At 35.7% G+C, this 16,973-nt stretch carries 12 protein-coding genes; 5 read left to right on the top strand and 7 right to left on the bottom strand.

Features of this window, described 5'->3' with window-relative positions; genetic code table 11:
- Positions 1–5: 5 nt before the first annotated feature.
- From HHU12_RS10130 to HHU12_RS10110, 5 genes are all read right to left on the bottom strand, one after another.
- Positions 6–2,147, bottom strand: coding sequence for a M3 family metallopeptidase (locus HHU12_RS10130; RefSeq protein WP_169656624.1), 2,142 nt, complete (start codon positions 2,145–2,147; stop codon positions 6–8).
- Positions 2,148–2,251: 104 nt separating this feature from the next.
- Positions 2,252–3,139: an NAD kinase gene (locus HHU12_RS10125; protein ID WP_169656623.1), complete on the bottom strand. Its 888-nt coding sequence runs from the start codon at positions 3,137–3,139 to the stop codon at positions 2,252–2,254.
- A 2-nt stretch (positions 3,140–3,141) separates the two neighbouring features.
- Positions 3,142–3,813: a CBS domain-containing protein gene (locus HHU12_RS10120; RefSeq protein WP_169656622.1), complete on the bottom strand. Its 672-nt coding sequence runs from the start codon at positions 3,811–3,813 to the stop codon at positions 3,142–3,144.
- 167 nt (positions 3,814–3,980) lie between these two features.
- Positions 3,981–4,736: an alpha/beta fold hydrolase gene (locus tag HHU12_RS10115; protein ID WP_169656621.1), complete on the bottom strand. Its 756-nt coding sequence runs from the start codon at positions 4,734–4,736 to the stop codon at positions 3,981–3,983.
- Positions 4,737–4,827: 91 nt separating this feature from the next.
- Positions 4,828–6,777, bottom strand: a complete 1,950-nt coding sequence (locus HHU12_RS10110; protein WP_169656620.1) for a DUF885 family protein — start codon at positions 6,775–6,777, stop codon at positions 4,828–4,830.
- 408 nt (positions 6,778–7,185) lie between these two features.
- On the opposite strand from HHU12_RS10110, the gene HHU12_RS10105 reads away from it, so the two are divergent.
- From HHU12_RS10105 to glgX, 4 genes are all read left to right on the top strand, one after another.
- Entirely contained in the window at positions 7,186–8,394 is a 1,209-nt protein-coding gene (locus tag HHU12_RS10105; RefSeq protein WP_169656619.1) for an isochorismate synthase, read from the top strand.
- A gap of 205 nt (positions 8,395–8,599) precedes the next feature.
- Positions 8,600–9,232 carry a peroxiredoxin family protein gene (locus HHU12_RS10100; RefSeq protein WP_169656618.1) on the top strand — a complete coding sequence of 211 codons (633 nt, stop codon included), beginning with the start codon at positions 8,600–8,602 and terminating at the stop codon, positions 9,230–9,232.
- A gap of 155 nt (positions 9,233–9,387) precedes the next feature.
- Positions 9,388–10,707, top strand: a complete 1,320-nt coding sequence (murA, locus tag HHU12_RS10095) for a UDP-N-acetylglucosamine 1-carboxyvinyltransferase (protein ID WP_169656617.1) — start codon at positions 9,388–9,390, stop codon at positions 10,705–10,707.
- Between the two features lie 183 nt (positions 10,708–10,890).
- A complete protein-coding gene (gene glgX, locus HHU12_RS10090; protein WP_169656616.1) occupies positions 10,891–12,969 on the top strand; it encodes a glycogen debranching protein GlgX in 2,079 nt (692 codons plus the stop codon).
- Positions 12,970–13,045: 76 nt separating this feature from the next.
- On the opposite strand, the gene HHU12_RS10085 is transcribed toward glgX, so the two are convergent.
- Positions 13,046–14,614: a translocation/assembly module TamB domain-containing protein gene (locus tag HHU12_RS10085; protein ID WP_169656615.1), complete on the bottom strand. Its 1,569-nt coding sequence runs from the start codon at positions 14,612–14,614 to the stop codon at positions 13,046–13,048.
- A 454-nt stretch (positions 14,615–15,068) separates the two neighbouring features.
- Entirely contained in the window at positions 15,069–15,785 is a 717-nt protein-coding gene (locus HHU12_RS10080; protein WP_169656614.1) for an OmpA family protein, read from the bottom strand.
- A 197-nt stretch (positions 15,786–15,982) separates the two neighbouring features.
- Between HHU12_RS10080 and HHU12_RS10075 the strand changes: the two genes are divergently transcribed.
- Positions 15,983–16,960, top strand: a complete 978-nt coding sequence (locus HHU12_RS10075; protein WP_169656613.1) for an OmpA family protein — start codon at positions 15,983–15,985, stop codon at positions 16,958–16,960.
- Positions 16,961–16,973: the final 13 nt, after the last annotated feature.

Below are 16,973 nucleotides of genomic sequence, written 5' to 3'. Positions count from 1 at the left end.
CTACGTTATTTTGTTGGGAAACCTCTGTCTCTCATTAGGGCTTCGATGCGTGCATCTCTACCTCTGAATAATTTATAGGCTTTTGCTGGGTCGATAGCATTTCTTGGTGCAAATAGATATTTCACTAATTTATCTGCTACTTCTTTATCATAGAATCCTTTTGGAGCATTAGCGAATACTTCTGCTGCATCTGAAGTCAATACATCTGCCCATAAGTAACCATAATATGCCGCCGCATAGCCTTCTCCTGAGAATACGTGACCAAATTGAGTAGAACGGTGGCGCATTACAATTTCCTTAGGCATGCCTAAAGCCGTCAATGTTTCTTTCTCAAATTTTACTGGGTCGATTCCTGTTGGATCAACTGTATGGTATTTCATATCCATCAATGCTGAAGCCAAATACTCTGTAGTACTGAAACCTTGGTTGAATGAAGCGGCTGCCTCAATTTTCTTCACTAATGATTTCGGCATTGGCTCACCTGTCTTCTGATGTGTCAAGAAACCGTTGATAACTTTATCAGTCGATAACCAGCGTTCTAACAATTGTGATTGGAATTCAGTATAATCTCTTACACCGCTGTTAGACGTAGGATATTTTACGTTGGCTGATAAGAAGTGAAGTGCGTGACCAAACTCATGGAAGAACGTCTCTGCATCGCTCCATGATACCAATGAAACCTCACCTGGTGCAGGCTTGATAAAGTTAGAGTTGTTTGATGCAAGAACTACTTTCTTTCCTTCATAAGAAGTGAAGCTTCTGTACGTTGTAGCCCATGCTCCAGAACGCTTGCCTTTACGTGCGTAAGGGTCTAAATACCATAATCCGATAAGATCACCTGATGTTTTGTCCAATACTTCCCAAACTCTTACGTCTTCGTGAAATACTGGTACTTTACCTTTCTCAATGGCCTTGAACTGAAAATTGAATAACTCTCCAGCCACAAAGAACATTGCCTCCCTTAGTTTTTCTAACTGAAGGTATTGTTTCACTTCATCAGAATCTAAGTCGTATTTTGCTTTACGTACTTTTTCAGCATAGTAGCGGTAATCCCAAGGCTCAATTGTAATTTTATCACCACGCTTGTCGGCTACTTTCTGCATATCTGCCACTTCTTCTTTTACTCTTGCAGTAGAAGCCGCCCATACTTTCTCCATCAAATCCATTGCATTTTCAGGCGTTTTTGCCATTCTGTTCTGCAATCTCCATGTAGCATAGTTATCATAACCTAAAAGTGCGACTCTTTCATCTCTTAACTGAAGAATTTCAGCAATGATTTTGTTGTTATCATGCTCATCTCTGTTGTCCCCTCTTTTGATGTAGTTCGTCCACACCTGCTTTCTCAATGCTCTCTCATCAGAATACATTAAGAAAGGCTCCATTGATGATCTTGTATTTGTGATAGCGTACTCACCAGTGTGCCCTTTTTCTTCTGCTGTTTTAGCCGCTGATTTCACAAATGACTCAGGAAGACCTCCTAATTGATTTTTCTTCAAGTACACTACATAGTTTTCCTCATCAGCCAATACATTATTAGAAAATGCATTATATAATGAAGATAATTTTTTGTCGATGGCAGCATATTGCTTTTTCGTTTCAGCATCTAAATCTGCACCGTCCATTACAAATCCGGTGTAGATCAAGTCCACGATTCTTTGTGCTTCATCTTCTAATGGCTCTTTTTGTGAAGCTTCATAAACCGCTTTGATACGTTTGAAAAGCTTTTCGTTCTGCTTGATTTTAGAAGAATAATCAGAGATTTTAGGTGCTAAGTTTTTAGCAATTTCTCTTAATTCAGGTGAAGAAACATTACTTCTCCAAATACCATAATACGTGAACGCTCTATTTAAAGGAGCACCTGCTTTTTCTAAAGGGATGATGGTATTGTCAAATGTTGGTGCTTCAGAATTATTGGCTATGATATCAATTTCTTTCAGCTTCATGGCCATTCCTTCTTCGATAGCCTCTTGCAAATCTTTCAGCTGCATTTTATCAAATGCAGGCACACCGCCATAAGGGCCTTGCCACTCTTGTAATAATGGATTTTTTGACGTCAATTGTACTTCTTCTTGTTTTTCAGATGTGCAGGAAAAGAAGAGACACATCAGCATCCCTATTCCTAATAAAGGTTGAATTGTTTTTCTCATTTCGATGAATTGAATTGTTGTATTTAACAGAGCAGCGTTTTCAAGTGCTACTCCTTAGTTTAAGACATACCTGAAACCTCTCTAAAAAAATAAAGGCTTCAAATTTAATTTCGATTATCCAGACCCCAGTTTAATTTTTTCCTTAGGGTATCTAAAAAGTTATCCTGCCCTCCTATTTTCACCAATTTGGCTTTGAAAGGACATTTTCTAACGGCCAATTGAATAGATGCATCTACTGCCTCAGATCTTGAATCGAGAGATACGAGGAAGTTTTTGCTTCGGCCTTCTATTTCAAAAGATATAATACTACTATCTGAAACGATAAGCGGTCTCACATTTAAATTATGAGGACATACTGGCGAAATAATAAAGTTTTCCGATCCTGGAATGACTACCGGTCCACCTACACTTAAGGAGTAACCTGTAGAACCTGAAGGAGTGGAAACAATCAGCCCATCGGCCCAGTAAGAGTTTAAATACTCTCCATTCAAATACGTATGCACCACAATCATGGAAGAAGTATCTCTTTTCAGAATCGTAAATTCATTCAATCCGAATTTGATTCCCCCAAAAAGATCTTCTCTATCACTCACCAAAGCGAGCATGGTTCTTTCTTCAATGGAGTAATAACCATTGACCAAAGCATCAATAGTAGTTTGAAAATTTTCTCTTTGGATGGACGCTAAAAAACCTAAGCGCCCTGCGTTGACTCCAACAATTGGAATTTCAAGCTCCTGCACGTACGTCAGTGCTTGCAGTAATGTACCGTCACCACCTATGGAGATCATGAAATCTACTCCTCTAAGTTGTTCAGTATTACTAAATACTTTTAAACCTTTAGATAATTCAGGTTCTATTTTCTCCAAATAAGGAGCTAAGGCATCAGAAATTACCAATTCCAGTTCTGGTTTATCAATAATATATTTGATGGAATCGATAATAAATTTGCTACGTTCAGTTTCTAACTTGCGGCTATGTAATGCAATTATCATTGTTAAAGTTCTAAATACCTTAATAGGTTATCTAATCGGTCTTTGCTGTCATCTTTACCCTCTGTAAAAGTAGACGAGTAGATTACCTTTAAACTAAAGCGTTCAAATGTAGCTAAAACAGCATCTACTTCCACTTTATTCAACTTTAAAGTGACAATGACCATTAACGGATCATTAGGATCTGTTTCTACAAATGCACTTAAGATTTTCACATTATTGGATTCTACCCATCGGCTTAAATCCTCTAATGAATAATGAATTGCTTCTATGCGGAGTGCTACGATATTGCCCAGAATTTGATCGGCATGTAATCTTGCCAGCTCCTGCATCATTTCTTCTACTATAATCGACCCATGGTATTTATCTTCTTTATCTACCACAGGAACAATTTCTATCCCAAACTCATCTACTACTCTAAGTACATCATAAAGGTGAGTGGCGGGCAGAACAGAAGCTTCCTCATAAGACAATGGCAGCTTCACAGACTTTACTCCTTCGTTTATATCAAGGTCAAAAAAGTCACTCTCCACCACAAGTCCTAGGTACTTCTCATCCTTCACCACAGGAAGTGACTGAATATTATTTTCCTCAAAATAAGTAAAAACACATTCTAAAGTAGTACTTGGATCAATACTGGGTAATGTTCGTGAAATTAACTGTTTTGCTGTCTGCATACCATCGTATTTTTGATTCTAATGATAATTATAAACAAAAAGGGAGATAAACCATTGATTTTCACCAATTTTTACCTCCCAATCTGAGAATAGTTATCAACACTATTCTAAATTCCCTTTGTAAATTTAGAGAAATTATTTGAAGGTTTCTCTAAACTACATCATTGTTAGTTATTTCTCAAGAAATCATCCACTAACATGTTGAATCTATTTGGATGTTCCATCATCGGAACATGACAACACTTATCTATAAAATGTAATTCAGAGTTCGGAATTCTTCTGTTGAACTCATGTCCTGCTGTTGGAGGAGTGATGGTATCATTCAATCCCCAAATCAATAAAGTCGGGCATTTTATTTCATTCAACTCTTCTCTAAGGTTGTGCTTTTGAGCTGATCTTGCATAGTATACAATTCTCAAACATTTCGCACTGTCAGATGTTACTTCAAACACCTCGTCAACAAGCTCTTTTGTGGCTACTTCAGGATCATAGAAAGTATAACCTACTCTATCCTTAATAAATTCGTAACTACCTCTTTTCGGGTAAGACAATCCCATACCTGACTCATAAAGTCCTGAGCTACCCGTCAGAATTAGTTTTTCTACCTTATCTGGGTTTGCTAAAGTAAATAACAAAGAAACATGACCTCCTAAGCTATTTCCTAATAAAGAAAACTTCGATAACCCAAAGTCCTCTACAAACTTTTCAGTATAAGCTACCAATCCTTCTAAGTTTGATTCATTTCTTGGTGAATTATAAATCGGAAGCATTGGAATGATCACACGGTAACGTCCAGAGAAGTAACTCAACACCTCAGACCAGTTACTCAAAGCTCCAAACAGCCCATGTAACAGGATCAGTACTTCACCCTCACCTTCATCTATATACTTAAATCCGTGCTTTTCTCTAATTGTTAGACTCATATTTGTACTTAACTGTAATCGTTATTTCGAAAATACGTGCAAAGATAAGATTAAATTTGACCTTTATGCACATAAAGTGCATGTTTAAAAATTACTTCATCCTATTTTCAGAATTATTTGCAAATATTAATTTATCAAATTCTGAAAATGAAACTGCACCTTCGTTAAAAAGGGGTTTCAACTCACTCATAACATACTGAATGTCACCACCCTTCTCTTCTTTTACAATATAACTTTCAAATAAATGCATTCCAAAACCTCTTGCAACTCCTTCACCAATCGAAGAAGAACAAAAATCCACCATATTCTCGGCTTCACGTTCTGTTAATATTGACTTTTCGAATACATATTCCATTGCTTCTTTCTTGGTCCACAGGTAATGATGAATCCCTAAGTCGCAGACCATGAATACTAAATTGTGCACTTTCCATAATTGATACTTCACTTTTTCTTCTAAAGGAGCATCGGCGTAATGATAGTATAAAAAGGCATTCTTCCAGAATTCCTCAATGTAACGGAATGTTAATCCTCTTCTGAAATAAGGAAGGCTTGTATTTTTCACTCTCAAACTGCTCCATTGGTTTAAAGCAGAGAATCCAATTGCTGTAGGTTTTAAAACGAGTTTACTGTAAAAACTTACGGAATCTGAAAAGTAAATCTTACCGCACCTGCTCTTGTCATAACTTCCTTCATAATAAAAAGGTTCAAAAAAAGTGGTACTGATAGAGGGTGGAAAATGTGTGAATTCTACTTTTTCATGAGGTGTAAATAAAGTAGAAGACTGCAGTAACGTTTCTTCAAACTGCTTCAAGTATTCTGTATGTGTGATATGGTTCTCTCCTGTATATAATGAATCAATTTTAGTACGCAATGAACCACTTCCTGCTCCTATTTCCGAGAGCATCTGATGCAATTTGGCCGTTTCTCTGTAAAGCAGATTTTTTCCAAGGAAATATAATTTTTTAGGTCTATGCTTAAAATCCAAATGAGAATCACTCATTCCCAGTTTATTTCTCAAGCTATGCTGATAATACATTTCTCCAAGAGGATATTGTAAAGAAGTGATTTCCTCTGGCGCCTGCATTTCCAGTTCAGCTACCGTTCTATACAATGCATCAAAAGAAGGAATTACCGATCCTTCTATTGCTTTTTTTATTTCATATTTTAATTCCGAGCGATTGTTAATCAATTCATCATTATCTACATGATCCAGCTTACTCATAAAATCTTTGTAAAAGACATTATTCTCTACTCCTCCTTCTAAAAAAATATGAAGCTGTTCCCTTACTCTTTTCAATACGCTCTTTGGTGGTATAGTCAGTCCCTCATTAATATGAAAATGATGAATACACTCTTCAAGCGTCTCTCCCTGTCTTCTGTAAAGAATATTTTTAGTGGTGATATCAGCATACTCTTCCGCTGGATTAAGACGGTTTCCTGCAATCAATTCCGCTATTTTATCTTGAGCATCAATCAGTCGGCTAATGTAGTTTTTGGCATCACTGATATCTTTGATGGTATGGCAATTCAGCATCAGTAAAGGTAACTGCACTTGTATACCTGAAATATGATCGATAGGGTATTTTGTATTCTTAAAAAGCAGTTTTTCTAGTATTTCCTGCTCGATTAAATAACGAAAAGTTTGGGCTGACAACCTTTCTTGAGGCGTCATATTTTTCAGATCATAGCGATCGAGAAACTCATATTCTTTCTGTACATAAAGTGAATCATACTCCACCTGAAAAGTAGAAACATCGTTTAGTTTACTTTCTGATTCATTGGTTATATATGGCCACTTAAATGCCTTTGTTCTTGTCAGTACCTCTGGATGTTCTTTAGCATAATCATAAAAGAAACGGTCCAGCAAGGTATATAATTTGGATGGCTTAAAGTACCAAACATTTACTCTATCGGCCACCACAGATAAAACCCCAATAAAAATAAGCACACGCAAGTACCAACCCCATTTTATGAGAAAGTGCTTTTTCACCTTTGAGAGGTAGTATTTCTTATAAGCTTTATTGAGTTTATAATTGTTCATTATAGTGAAATACAGTCTTATTTAATCTAACCTAAGAGCTTATTCTAACAAAATTGAAGCCACGAAGTGTATATTATTAACAAGTTTATTAACATGCCATAGGCAAAAATCAACCTTATTCTGATAAATTTGCAAATACTAGGCTAATAATTGCTAAATGAATATAACTATATCCTTCATATTTTAGTTATTCATATAAAGTAAGTGACCAACAATACTTAGTATAAACAATTTTTGGATTAAGAACATAGAAAATAAAGACGGCAATTTTAGGTTGTTATTTTTATTCTAATCGATGTAGAGCTGTAAAACATCGTTTTTACAATGTGATAAAATCTACCGAGGAGTAAGATAAAATGCCCCTTTTTTATATCCTATGTGATTAATGCATGAAAGAATAGAATAGATTTGGAAAACAGAGTAGATCAGAAGATTACGGAAGTAAATAATGCTCCTCTTCATTTTGATGAGGTGCTTGGTACAGCGTTGGATAGTGGACAACCTTTTGCTGCTTGGAAAATGCCTCAGGAGGCTGTTCAACAAATTGTAGTATCCTTACAGAAGGAAGCTTTGAGAGTGGAGGTGGATTTAGAAGAACTTCCTAAAGGCTTTTTAGCAAGGCCTTTCCAAGATAAGGAAGACAAAGCCTACTTTATTCCCGCTGATATTTATTACACTTCAGATCTTGCTCAACTTGAATTTTCTAATAATTATGATTTTGAGACAAAACAGAAAGTAGAAAAAGCCCTCAGCCGTTTTGATCATCAACAGCATAAAGACCGTTGGAAAAGGCAAATGCTTAAAACTCATTTTCCACCAACTTCTAAGGAACACTTCACGAATATTGTTCAGGAAAGCGTAAATGCGATGAATAATGAAGAGTTTCTGAAAGTCGTTCTGTCTAGAACAAAAGAAGCACCTCTAAAAGAGGACTTCTCTCCTATTGAATTTTTCCATCGCCTTTGTGAGGCCTATCCTAATGCCTTTGTTTCTATGTGCTACCTTCCTAATGTTGGACTTTGGATAGGTGCATCTCCTGAAACATTAATCAGCATGGATGAAAATGGAATTTTCAGAACTGTAGCTTTGGCAGGAACACAGGCTAGCAATGGAATGTTGCCGAAAGATGCTTCATGGAAAAGTAAGGAAATTGAAGAACAAGCCTTAGTTAGTAGATATATTATCAACTGCTTTAAGAAAATTAGATTGAGAGAGTTTGAAGAAAGAGGCCCTAGAACTGTAGCGGCTGCACATCTTCTTCACCTTAAAACAGATTTTAAAGTAGATACCAAAGCGACTAATTTCCCTCAGTTAGGCACTGTAATGCTCAAACTTCTACATCCTACCTCTGCGGTATGCGGAATGCCGAAGGAAATCGCTACTCAATTTATTCTGGACAATGAAAAATACAACCGTTCTTTATACAGCGGTTTTATCGGGCCTGTAGGTATTCAAAACAGAGATCACCTGTTCGTGAACTTAAGATGCTTGCAATTGTTCGAGGACCACGCATTGTTATACGCAGGAGCAGGAATAACTTGTGACTCTGACCCTGAGAAAGAATGGAAAGAAACAGAAATTAAAATGGACACCATGCTGAAACATTTGAATGGTTAGTCCTTCATTATACATGATATTCAAGCCCTGTCAAGAAGTTATTTTTGATAGGGCTTTTTTATTTGCTGTGTCATCACCTACTCTATCAATTGTCTTTAAAAGTAGAAAATATGTAAGGATCTAAGTTTTATATTGACTAATTACCAAATTATTCACTTTTTAAAACTTAATATTCTATATATTAAATCAGAATACACTTAAACCTATGAAATACATCATCTTATCACTGTTGCTTAGCGTCAGCACTTTCGTTTTTAGTCAAGAAAAAGATATTTATAAAAAATATGGCATTGAAGTAGAAACATTACAGCCCGGTTTGAAAGTGGGTGATTTTGCTCCCGATTTTGAAGGGGTTGATCAAAATGGAAAAACTAGAAAGTTATCTGAAATGATAAAAGAAGGACCCGTTGTAGTTAACTTCTTCAGAGGAAGCTGGTGCCCCTCATGTTACAAACACCTTAAAAGTATTAGAGACTCTTTAGAATATATAACCGCTACAGGTGCTCAAGTGATTATGGTGAGTCCTGAAGAAAAAGAAAGTTTAGATGCTTTTGCTAAAAAGAAGAATTTTACTTTTCCTATGATCACCGATCAGGACTTAGGGATTATGAACAGCTACAAAGTAACCTTTCAAGTCACTGAGAAGTATCAAAAGAAAATCAAGACATTTATGTTTACAGATATAGCGGCCAATAATGCCATCAAACAGGCTTCTCTTCCTGTCCCTGCCACTTATATTATTGGTCAGGATCAGAAAATTATTGCTATGCAATATGATCCAAAATATTCAAACAGAATGAGCCCTACGGCAATTATTAACGCATTGAATCAAGAATAAATAGAATTTTTATATTGAATTGCGTAATATTGAAGCGAGTTACTTTTATTTATAAGGTAACTCGTTTTATTTTATAGGGTCTTCCCCCATTTATACGAAAGATAAAAAGCTACTTCCCAAAAGGTTAAGTACAAAAAAACATAAATAAATAGAATATGTCTGCATCAATAGGAGCTGGAGAATTTATTGTTGAAGGAGGACACCAATTAAGTGGTGAAATTACTCCTCAAGGAGCTAAAAACGAAGCGTTACAGATTTTATGTGCTGTCTTGCTTACAGAAGATAAAGTAACAATCCACAATATCCCCAATATTATTGATGTCATGAAACTGATTGACATCTTGGCTGATTTGGGCGTTAGAGTAGAGAAGTTAGGTGAAGGCTCTTATGAGTTTGAAGCAAAAGATATCGATATTGAGCATCTTCAAACAAAAGCATATTCTGAAAAGGCATCTAAGTTAAGAGGTTCAATTATGGTATTGGGTCCACTTTTGGCTCGTTTTGGCAAAGGTAAAATTCCTAAGCCGGGTGGAGATAAAATTGGTCGCCGTCGTTTGGATACCCACTTTTTAGGTTTCAAAAAATTGGGTGCAAAGTTTAATTACACTTCTGATGGGTTCTTTGAAATTGACGCTACTCACTTAGAAGGTACTTACATCTTATTGGATGAGCCTTCAGTAACGGGTACTGCCAATATTATCATGGGTGCTGTAATGGCCAAAGGTAAAACCACTCTTTACAACGCAGCTTGCGAGCCTTATATACAACAGCTTTGTAAAATGCTGAATCGTATGGGTGCAAATATCAGTGGTTATGGCTCTAACTTATTGACGATTGAAGGTGTTGATAAATTAGGAGGTACTACGCATACTATGCTTCCTGATATGATTGAGATTGGTAGTTTTATTGGTATGGCAGCAATGACACAGTCGGAGTTGACCATCAAAAATTGCCGTATTGATGAACTAGGACAAATCCCTACTGTATTCCAGCGTTTGGGTATTCAAATGGAATTCAGAGGTGACGATATTTATATTCCTTCTCAAGAGCATTATCAATTAGACCGTTTCATTGATGGTTCTATCTTGACAGTAGCAGATGGTCCTTGGCCGTTGTTCACTCCAGATTTATTGAGTATTGTTTTGGTGACTGCCATCCAGGCAAAAGGTACTGTTTTAGTACACCAGAAAATGTTCGAAAGCCGTTTATTCTTTGTGGATAAACTAATTGATATGGGTGCTCAAATTATTTTGAATGATCCGCATAGAGCTACAGTGATTGGTTTGAACCGTCAGTCAAAATTAAGAGGTATTCAGATGACATCTCCTGATATCAGAGCCGGTCAAGCTTTATTGATTGCAGCACTTTCTGCTGAGGGAACAAGTGTGATTTCAAATATCGATCAGATTGACAGAGGTTATCAGTTTATTGATGAGCGCTTGAGAAATATCGGAGCTAAGATTGAAAGAAGATAGTTTTCTAAAAATAGAAAATGAGAGGGATGAGGAAGAATAATAACTTTCTCATCCCTTTTTTTATCTAAATAAATATCGCAACAAGAACAAATTGTAAAACTTTCTCATTGCATAAGAATATGTTTGAAACATCTCTAAAAAAATTGATTAACTTCAAGGCTAAATATAATATTAAGAATAGCGATGAGTGTGAAGTATTCTAAAGGAAACAGTTATCCTCTTGGAGCTACTGTCAAGAAAAAAGGTACTAATTTTTGTATTTACTCTAAAGGTGCTACAGCAATCGAACTACTGCTTTTTGCAGACAAAGACAGCCCCAGACCTTATCATGTAATACGTTTAAATCCCGAAACCAACAAGACTTTCTACTATTGGCATGTATTTGTTGAAGGTGTAGGTCATGGTCAAGTATATGGTTATAGAGCATTTGGTGATTTCCTTCCGGAAAAAGGCCAATGGTATGATGGAAGTAAAGTATTGGTAGATCCTTATGCAAAGGCAGTTTGCATGAATGACAAGTACTCAAGAAAAGCGGCGATCAGACCGGGTGACAACTGTCTTCACGCTTTGAAAAGTATTGTGATTGATGATAGTCAATACGATTGGGAAGATGATAAACCATTATCAAGACCTTACTCAAAAACCATCATCTACGAAATGCATGTAGCTGGATTTACGAAAGATCCTTCTTCAGGACTTTCTGATGAAATGAGAGGTACATATAAAGGCTTGATTGAGAAAATTCCTTACTTACAGGAATTAGGAATCACAGCCGTTGAGCTTCTTCCTATTTATCAGTTTGATCCTCATGATGCTCCAAAAGGAAGAATTAATTACTGGGGATATAGCCCTGTGAACTTCTTTGCTCCTCACTCTGCTTATGCCATGGATCAAAATGATCCTACCAGCCCTGTGAACGAATTCAAGGACATGGTGAAGGCATTGCACAAAGCAGGTATTGAAGTGATTCTTGATGTGGTATATAATCATACTACAGAGGTTGGGCCAAAAGCAGGACCAACAATCAACTTCAAAGGACTGGACGCTACAACGTATTATATTACGGATAAAAACAACAATTACGAGTTCCTTGATTTTTCAGGATGTGGCAACTCTTTCAATGCCAATCATTCTGTAGTAAGAAGAATGATCATGGACTCTTTAAGATATTGGGTATCGGAAATGCACGTAGATGGTTTCCGTTTTGATTTAGCTTCCGTTCTCTCAAGAGACGAAGAAGGTAGACCTTTAGAAAACCCTCCTATTTTATGGGAAATTGAATCAGACCCTATTCTAGCAGGCACAAAAATGATTGCCGAAGCTTGGGATGCCGCCGGTTTATACCAAGTAGGTTCATTTGTTGGTGACCGCTGGAGTGAATGGAATGGTGTGTACAGAGATGTATTAAGACGATTTGTGAAAGGAGATATGGATCAAATTGGTCCTTTTGCCGGTTGTGTTGAAGGTTCGCATCATATTTTCCAAGATCAGGAACACCGAGACCCTAACCGTAGTATCAACTTCATTACGTGTCACGATGGATTCACCATGAATGATTTGGTTTCATACGACCAAAAACACAACCTTGACAATGGTGAAAACAACAATGACGGAAGTAATGACAACTTCAGTTGGAACCATGGAGAGGAAGGTCTTTCGGATCAACCGCAAATCAATAATTTAAGAGAGCGTCAAATCAAAAACTTCTTCACTCTTCTTTTATTATCACAAGGTACGCCAATGATCTTGATGGGAGATGAAGTGAGAAAAACTCAAAACGGTAATAATAACGCCTACTGTCAAGACAATGGTTTAAGTTGGTTCAATTGGGATGATCCACAAAACAATGCTGAATCATTACGTTTTGTAAAAGAGCTTATCCAATTCAACTTAAAACACGGTGTTTTCCAAACTGAGCGTTTCTGGAGTTCAAAAGCTAGAGCTAGAAGACCTATCATTTCATGGCATGGTGTGGAGTTTGATTATCCAGACTGGAAAGGTAACTCTCACGCGATCGGTTACATGCTGACTTCTCCAAACACAGGGGAACAGCTATATATTATGGTCAACACCTATTGGGAACCTTTGAGTTTTGAGATTCCAGAACCTACCATCAACAATACCAAAACACAATGGAAACGTATGATCGATACCGGTCTGCCTTCTCCTCAGGATATTGTTCATTTTGATGATGCAGTATTGATCGTTCCGGGGCATTATACTTTAGCGCCAAGATCAGTGGTTGTATTACAGTCGTTTTAGATCAAAATAGCATAAATGAAAAAGCCAACTTATGACATCAATACATAAGTTGGTTTTTTTGATTTTGTGGGATAATTTAATGCACCAAGATTTTTTTAGTGATACTATTTTTCCCATTGACAATTTTCAATAAAACAATACCTTCAGGACATTCTGGCATCAAAATACTTTTTGTAAACAATCCTTCTTCTCCACTTGAAATTTCTTCTGTTCCAAGTACTTTTCCATCACTAGTATAAAAAGTACCAACAACAGGTGCACTGATATTCACGCCAGATAATTGTACTGATAATTCTTGCCCATTTGAAATTTCTGTAGGGTAAATGGTGACATTAAAATCTACACCATCATTATTCATACTTACCACACCATAGTAATTGACCGAGTGATCCAAATCATACTGAGCCAATCGGTAATACTTATGCGTCATTTTAGTATCTAGAAAGTTATAGATCAATGGAACATTACTATTACCAGCTGCCATCACTGTACCCTGCACACTCCAGTTTCTTTTATCATTCGAAACTTCTACATCAAAGTGGCTTGTATTCTGTTCCGTTCCCGTTTTCCATGACAATAGGTTTCCTTCTGCTGTTTTCTCTCCTTTAAAGTATAGGAGGGTTACTGGAAGGTCTATTACATTTTTACACAGATCTAAGTCTTCAGAACAAGATGTGCATCCTCCTCCTACAGTCACATTACAAGCTCCAATAATATTATTTGAATTGTTACAATTAAAATCAAATGCTCCGTTAATTTCAAGTCTCCCAAATTCATGACTAGGTTCCCCCACACATTCACAAGCAGCTTCATCAAAGTTCGCACAATCACAAGTTACATCTATAGTTATCCCGCCATTTAAATTCACATTCTTGCTCACGATCATTTCTCCACAAACCTCAAACGTAAGATCCCAATTTGTATGAGATACAGTACCTTGAATTTCTAAAGTACCTGTTTTAAAAACTTCTACAATGACACCCGAGTTGGCAAAATATAAGTCATTTTGAATGATTACAGAACCACCTATATCAAAGTTAGGAGAAGCATTGTTAAAGTTTACACTTCCATAAACAGTCAAAGACCCTGTATCATTTACTATAACTGAAGTACTTGAATTACTTAGTGTTAAGTCCCCATGGATAACAACATCTCCAGTTATATCCAAAAAAGTACCAGACTGATTATATGAAAGTGCTCCACGTACAATTAACTCTCCTCCATCTTCTACAACAATTCTAGACACTTGAGATGGCTGAGCAACTGCATTCAAAATTTCAAATGAACCATTATTCTTAACAGTCAGATTAAGAGGAGTTCCAGGTGTAAAGTTCACTTTAACATTACTGCTAATGATAATATTAGTTCCACTCCCGTCCCAGCTTGTATTTAAAAATGATATTCCGTTTAGATTATCAGGAAAATCAAAATTAATTTCAATTGTATATTCGTTCAACTCTAAATTATCAGCAGAGGTAGGAAAACCACTTTCATTCCAAGTATAATTTTGCCATTCAGCGTATGTATCAAACTTGACATTTCTCTCTAACTTATAAGTAGTGGATGAATACGTGTTGATTGAGATGATTAGAAAAAGTAGCAGAAAAAAACTATTTAATTTAGTAGTGTTTGTTAGATTCATCATTTTCGTTATAATTTAGTTATTTTCAAGTAGTGCAAAAATTGATATTTTTCATAAAAATATTACCATTTTTAACATTACTTTACATATTAATTTACTCTAACAGAACACCTTAGAATCTTTCCCACCAACTAAGAAAGTATGAATATTAACGTTTAAAGATGTAAACTAAATCTTTTAGTAATGAAGAACTTAAAGAAAAACACAAACAACAACCTAGTTACTAACATCTTATACAAGTATTTATCAGTAAAAATAAAAAGGATAATATCATATCAAGAAATCAAATAAGATCAACCTCTAACATATTACCTTAAATCATTCTTTAAAAATGACTTTACAAAAAACTGAATCCTTGCTTATCCATATTAGTTCTTAATTCTATAAAACAAAAAAGTTCTACACCAATACATCTTGATGTAGAACTTCCCTGTAAATAATTTATCTAGTTTTATAGCTATTCTTGTACTAATAGAAATTCAATTCTTCGGTTTTCCAAATGCTTCTGATTGGAACATCTTACGCCATTGCCACATTCATTGAGCAACTCTGACTCACCTGCCCCCTGAGCGACTAGTTTAGTGGCTAATAATCCTTTCGCCATCAAAAGCTCACGGATGTATTCAGCTCTTTTTCTTGTCATCTCTTTATTGAATTCATCCGCACCTCTTGAGTCCGAATGAACAGTGATGTATAAAGTAACATCAGGAAAATCTTTGAGTAGTTCGCCTAAAGCATCAATTTGATCAGAATTCTTTATTCTAAAAACGCTATTGATTTCAAAGTCTACAGTATTGAGCATGTAAGGGACATTCAATTGCACCTCATTAATAGTGTAAGTAACGTCAATCACTTCACTTACATCTTTTCCTATTGTAGAAAATGAATGTACTTTCTGATCAAAGTATTTTTTCTTGGTGCCATGCACGGTGAAGTCTGATTCACCATTTAGCGTCAAAACAAATTTTCCTTCCTGATCGGTGTAAATAGTTGTCTTGGCACCACTTTTGGTATTTACAACACATACCTTCACACCTTCGACAGTCAAACCAGTATTGCTGTCAAGATAAAGCCCTTTTAGGGTATACTCTTTTACGGATGCGTTTGTAATTAATGAAAAACAACAAATAAAAAGAGTGATGAGTGGGTATAAAAAACGATTGGTAATTCGCATAACAGTAAGTTTATCAACACACAAGGAGATTGATTATCTAGAAGTTCTAATTACAAATATACAAATTTAAAACGTTTGTTAATAAAATAAGTTGTTTAAACTTCAAAATAATCTTACTCATTTTTAATTTAGGTATTCATCAGATTATCAATACTTCGCTCAAAATAGATATATAAAATCAATCAAACCAAGCAGTAATGAAGAGCAGTACTTTTAAGAAATATTTCTTTTTTCTTTATTTTCTTACTTGTTCCTATTGTTTCGCAAGTAATAAAGTAGCTGTTCATGGTGTAGTTTATTCTCATAAATCAAAAATTATTGACAACGTTGAAGTTGTGGTCTATTCCTATTCAGAACAGAAAAATATGACCCTGCTTACGCCTATAAAAAGTACTTTCTCAGATAAAGATGGAAAATTTGAGCTGGAATTAGAAAATCATTCCAATTATCAGATCAAGTGTTTTAAGAACGGCTGGACAATGGACAATAATGCCATCATACTGGCCAAAGAAGCACATGGCACCCAAAAAATTAAAATCAACTGCCGTCTGAAAAAAGCAGATAACACTTACGAACTGCTTGGAGAGTTACATCAAAATAAGAAAGATAAATACAGGGTAGAACTTTTCAATCCTAACTCCAATACAATCATCACACTTGAGGAGAAAATATTTGATTTTAAATTCCTGTTAGACCAAAAGGGCGACTATATTCTGAAAGTCATCAATCAAGAAGATCATATTTTATATATGAACAGAATTGAAATTAATCAATCAGTCAGTAAGATTATTATTGACCTTCCTGATGACCAGAAAAAACGCTTTGCTGTCTATCCTTTTACCGTCAATACTTCCAATATCAATGAAAAAGCACATGAGGAACTGAACCTGATTGTGGAAAGAATGAAGGAGAAGAAAAATATTGATGTGAAAATAGAGTGTCATACCGATTCTAGAGGTGATGATGATTTTAATTTAAAAATTTCTCAAGAACAGGCTAAATCCATCAAAAACTATTTAATTTTACAGGGAGTATCTTCTGAAAGAATCTTTATTGAAGGTTTTGGTGAGAACTTCTTGCTCAATGGGTGTAAGAATAATGTAAAATGTTCTAACTTGAAACATCTTGAAAACAGAAGAGTGGAATATTTATTTTTAGTAAGTTCGACAAGATAACTTACGTTTTTTA

The sequence above is a fragment of the Flammeovirga aprica JL-4 genome (assembly GCF_012844305.1).
Lineage (GTDB): Bacteria > Bacteroidota > Bacteroidia > Cytophagales > Flammeovirgaceae > Flammeovirga > Flammeovirga aprica.
Note: the sequence above shows the minus strand (reverse complement) of the source record. Positions and strands in the feature narration are given on the sequence as shown.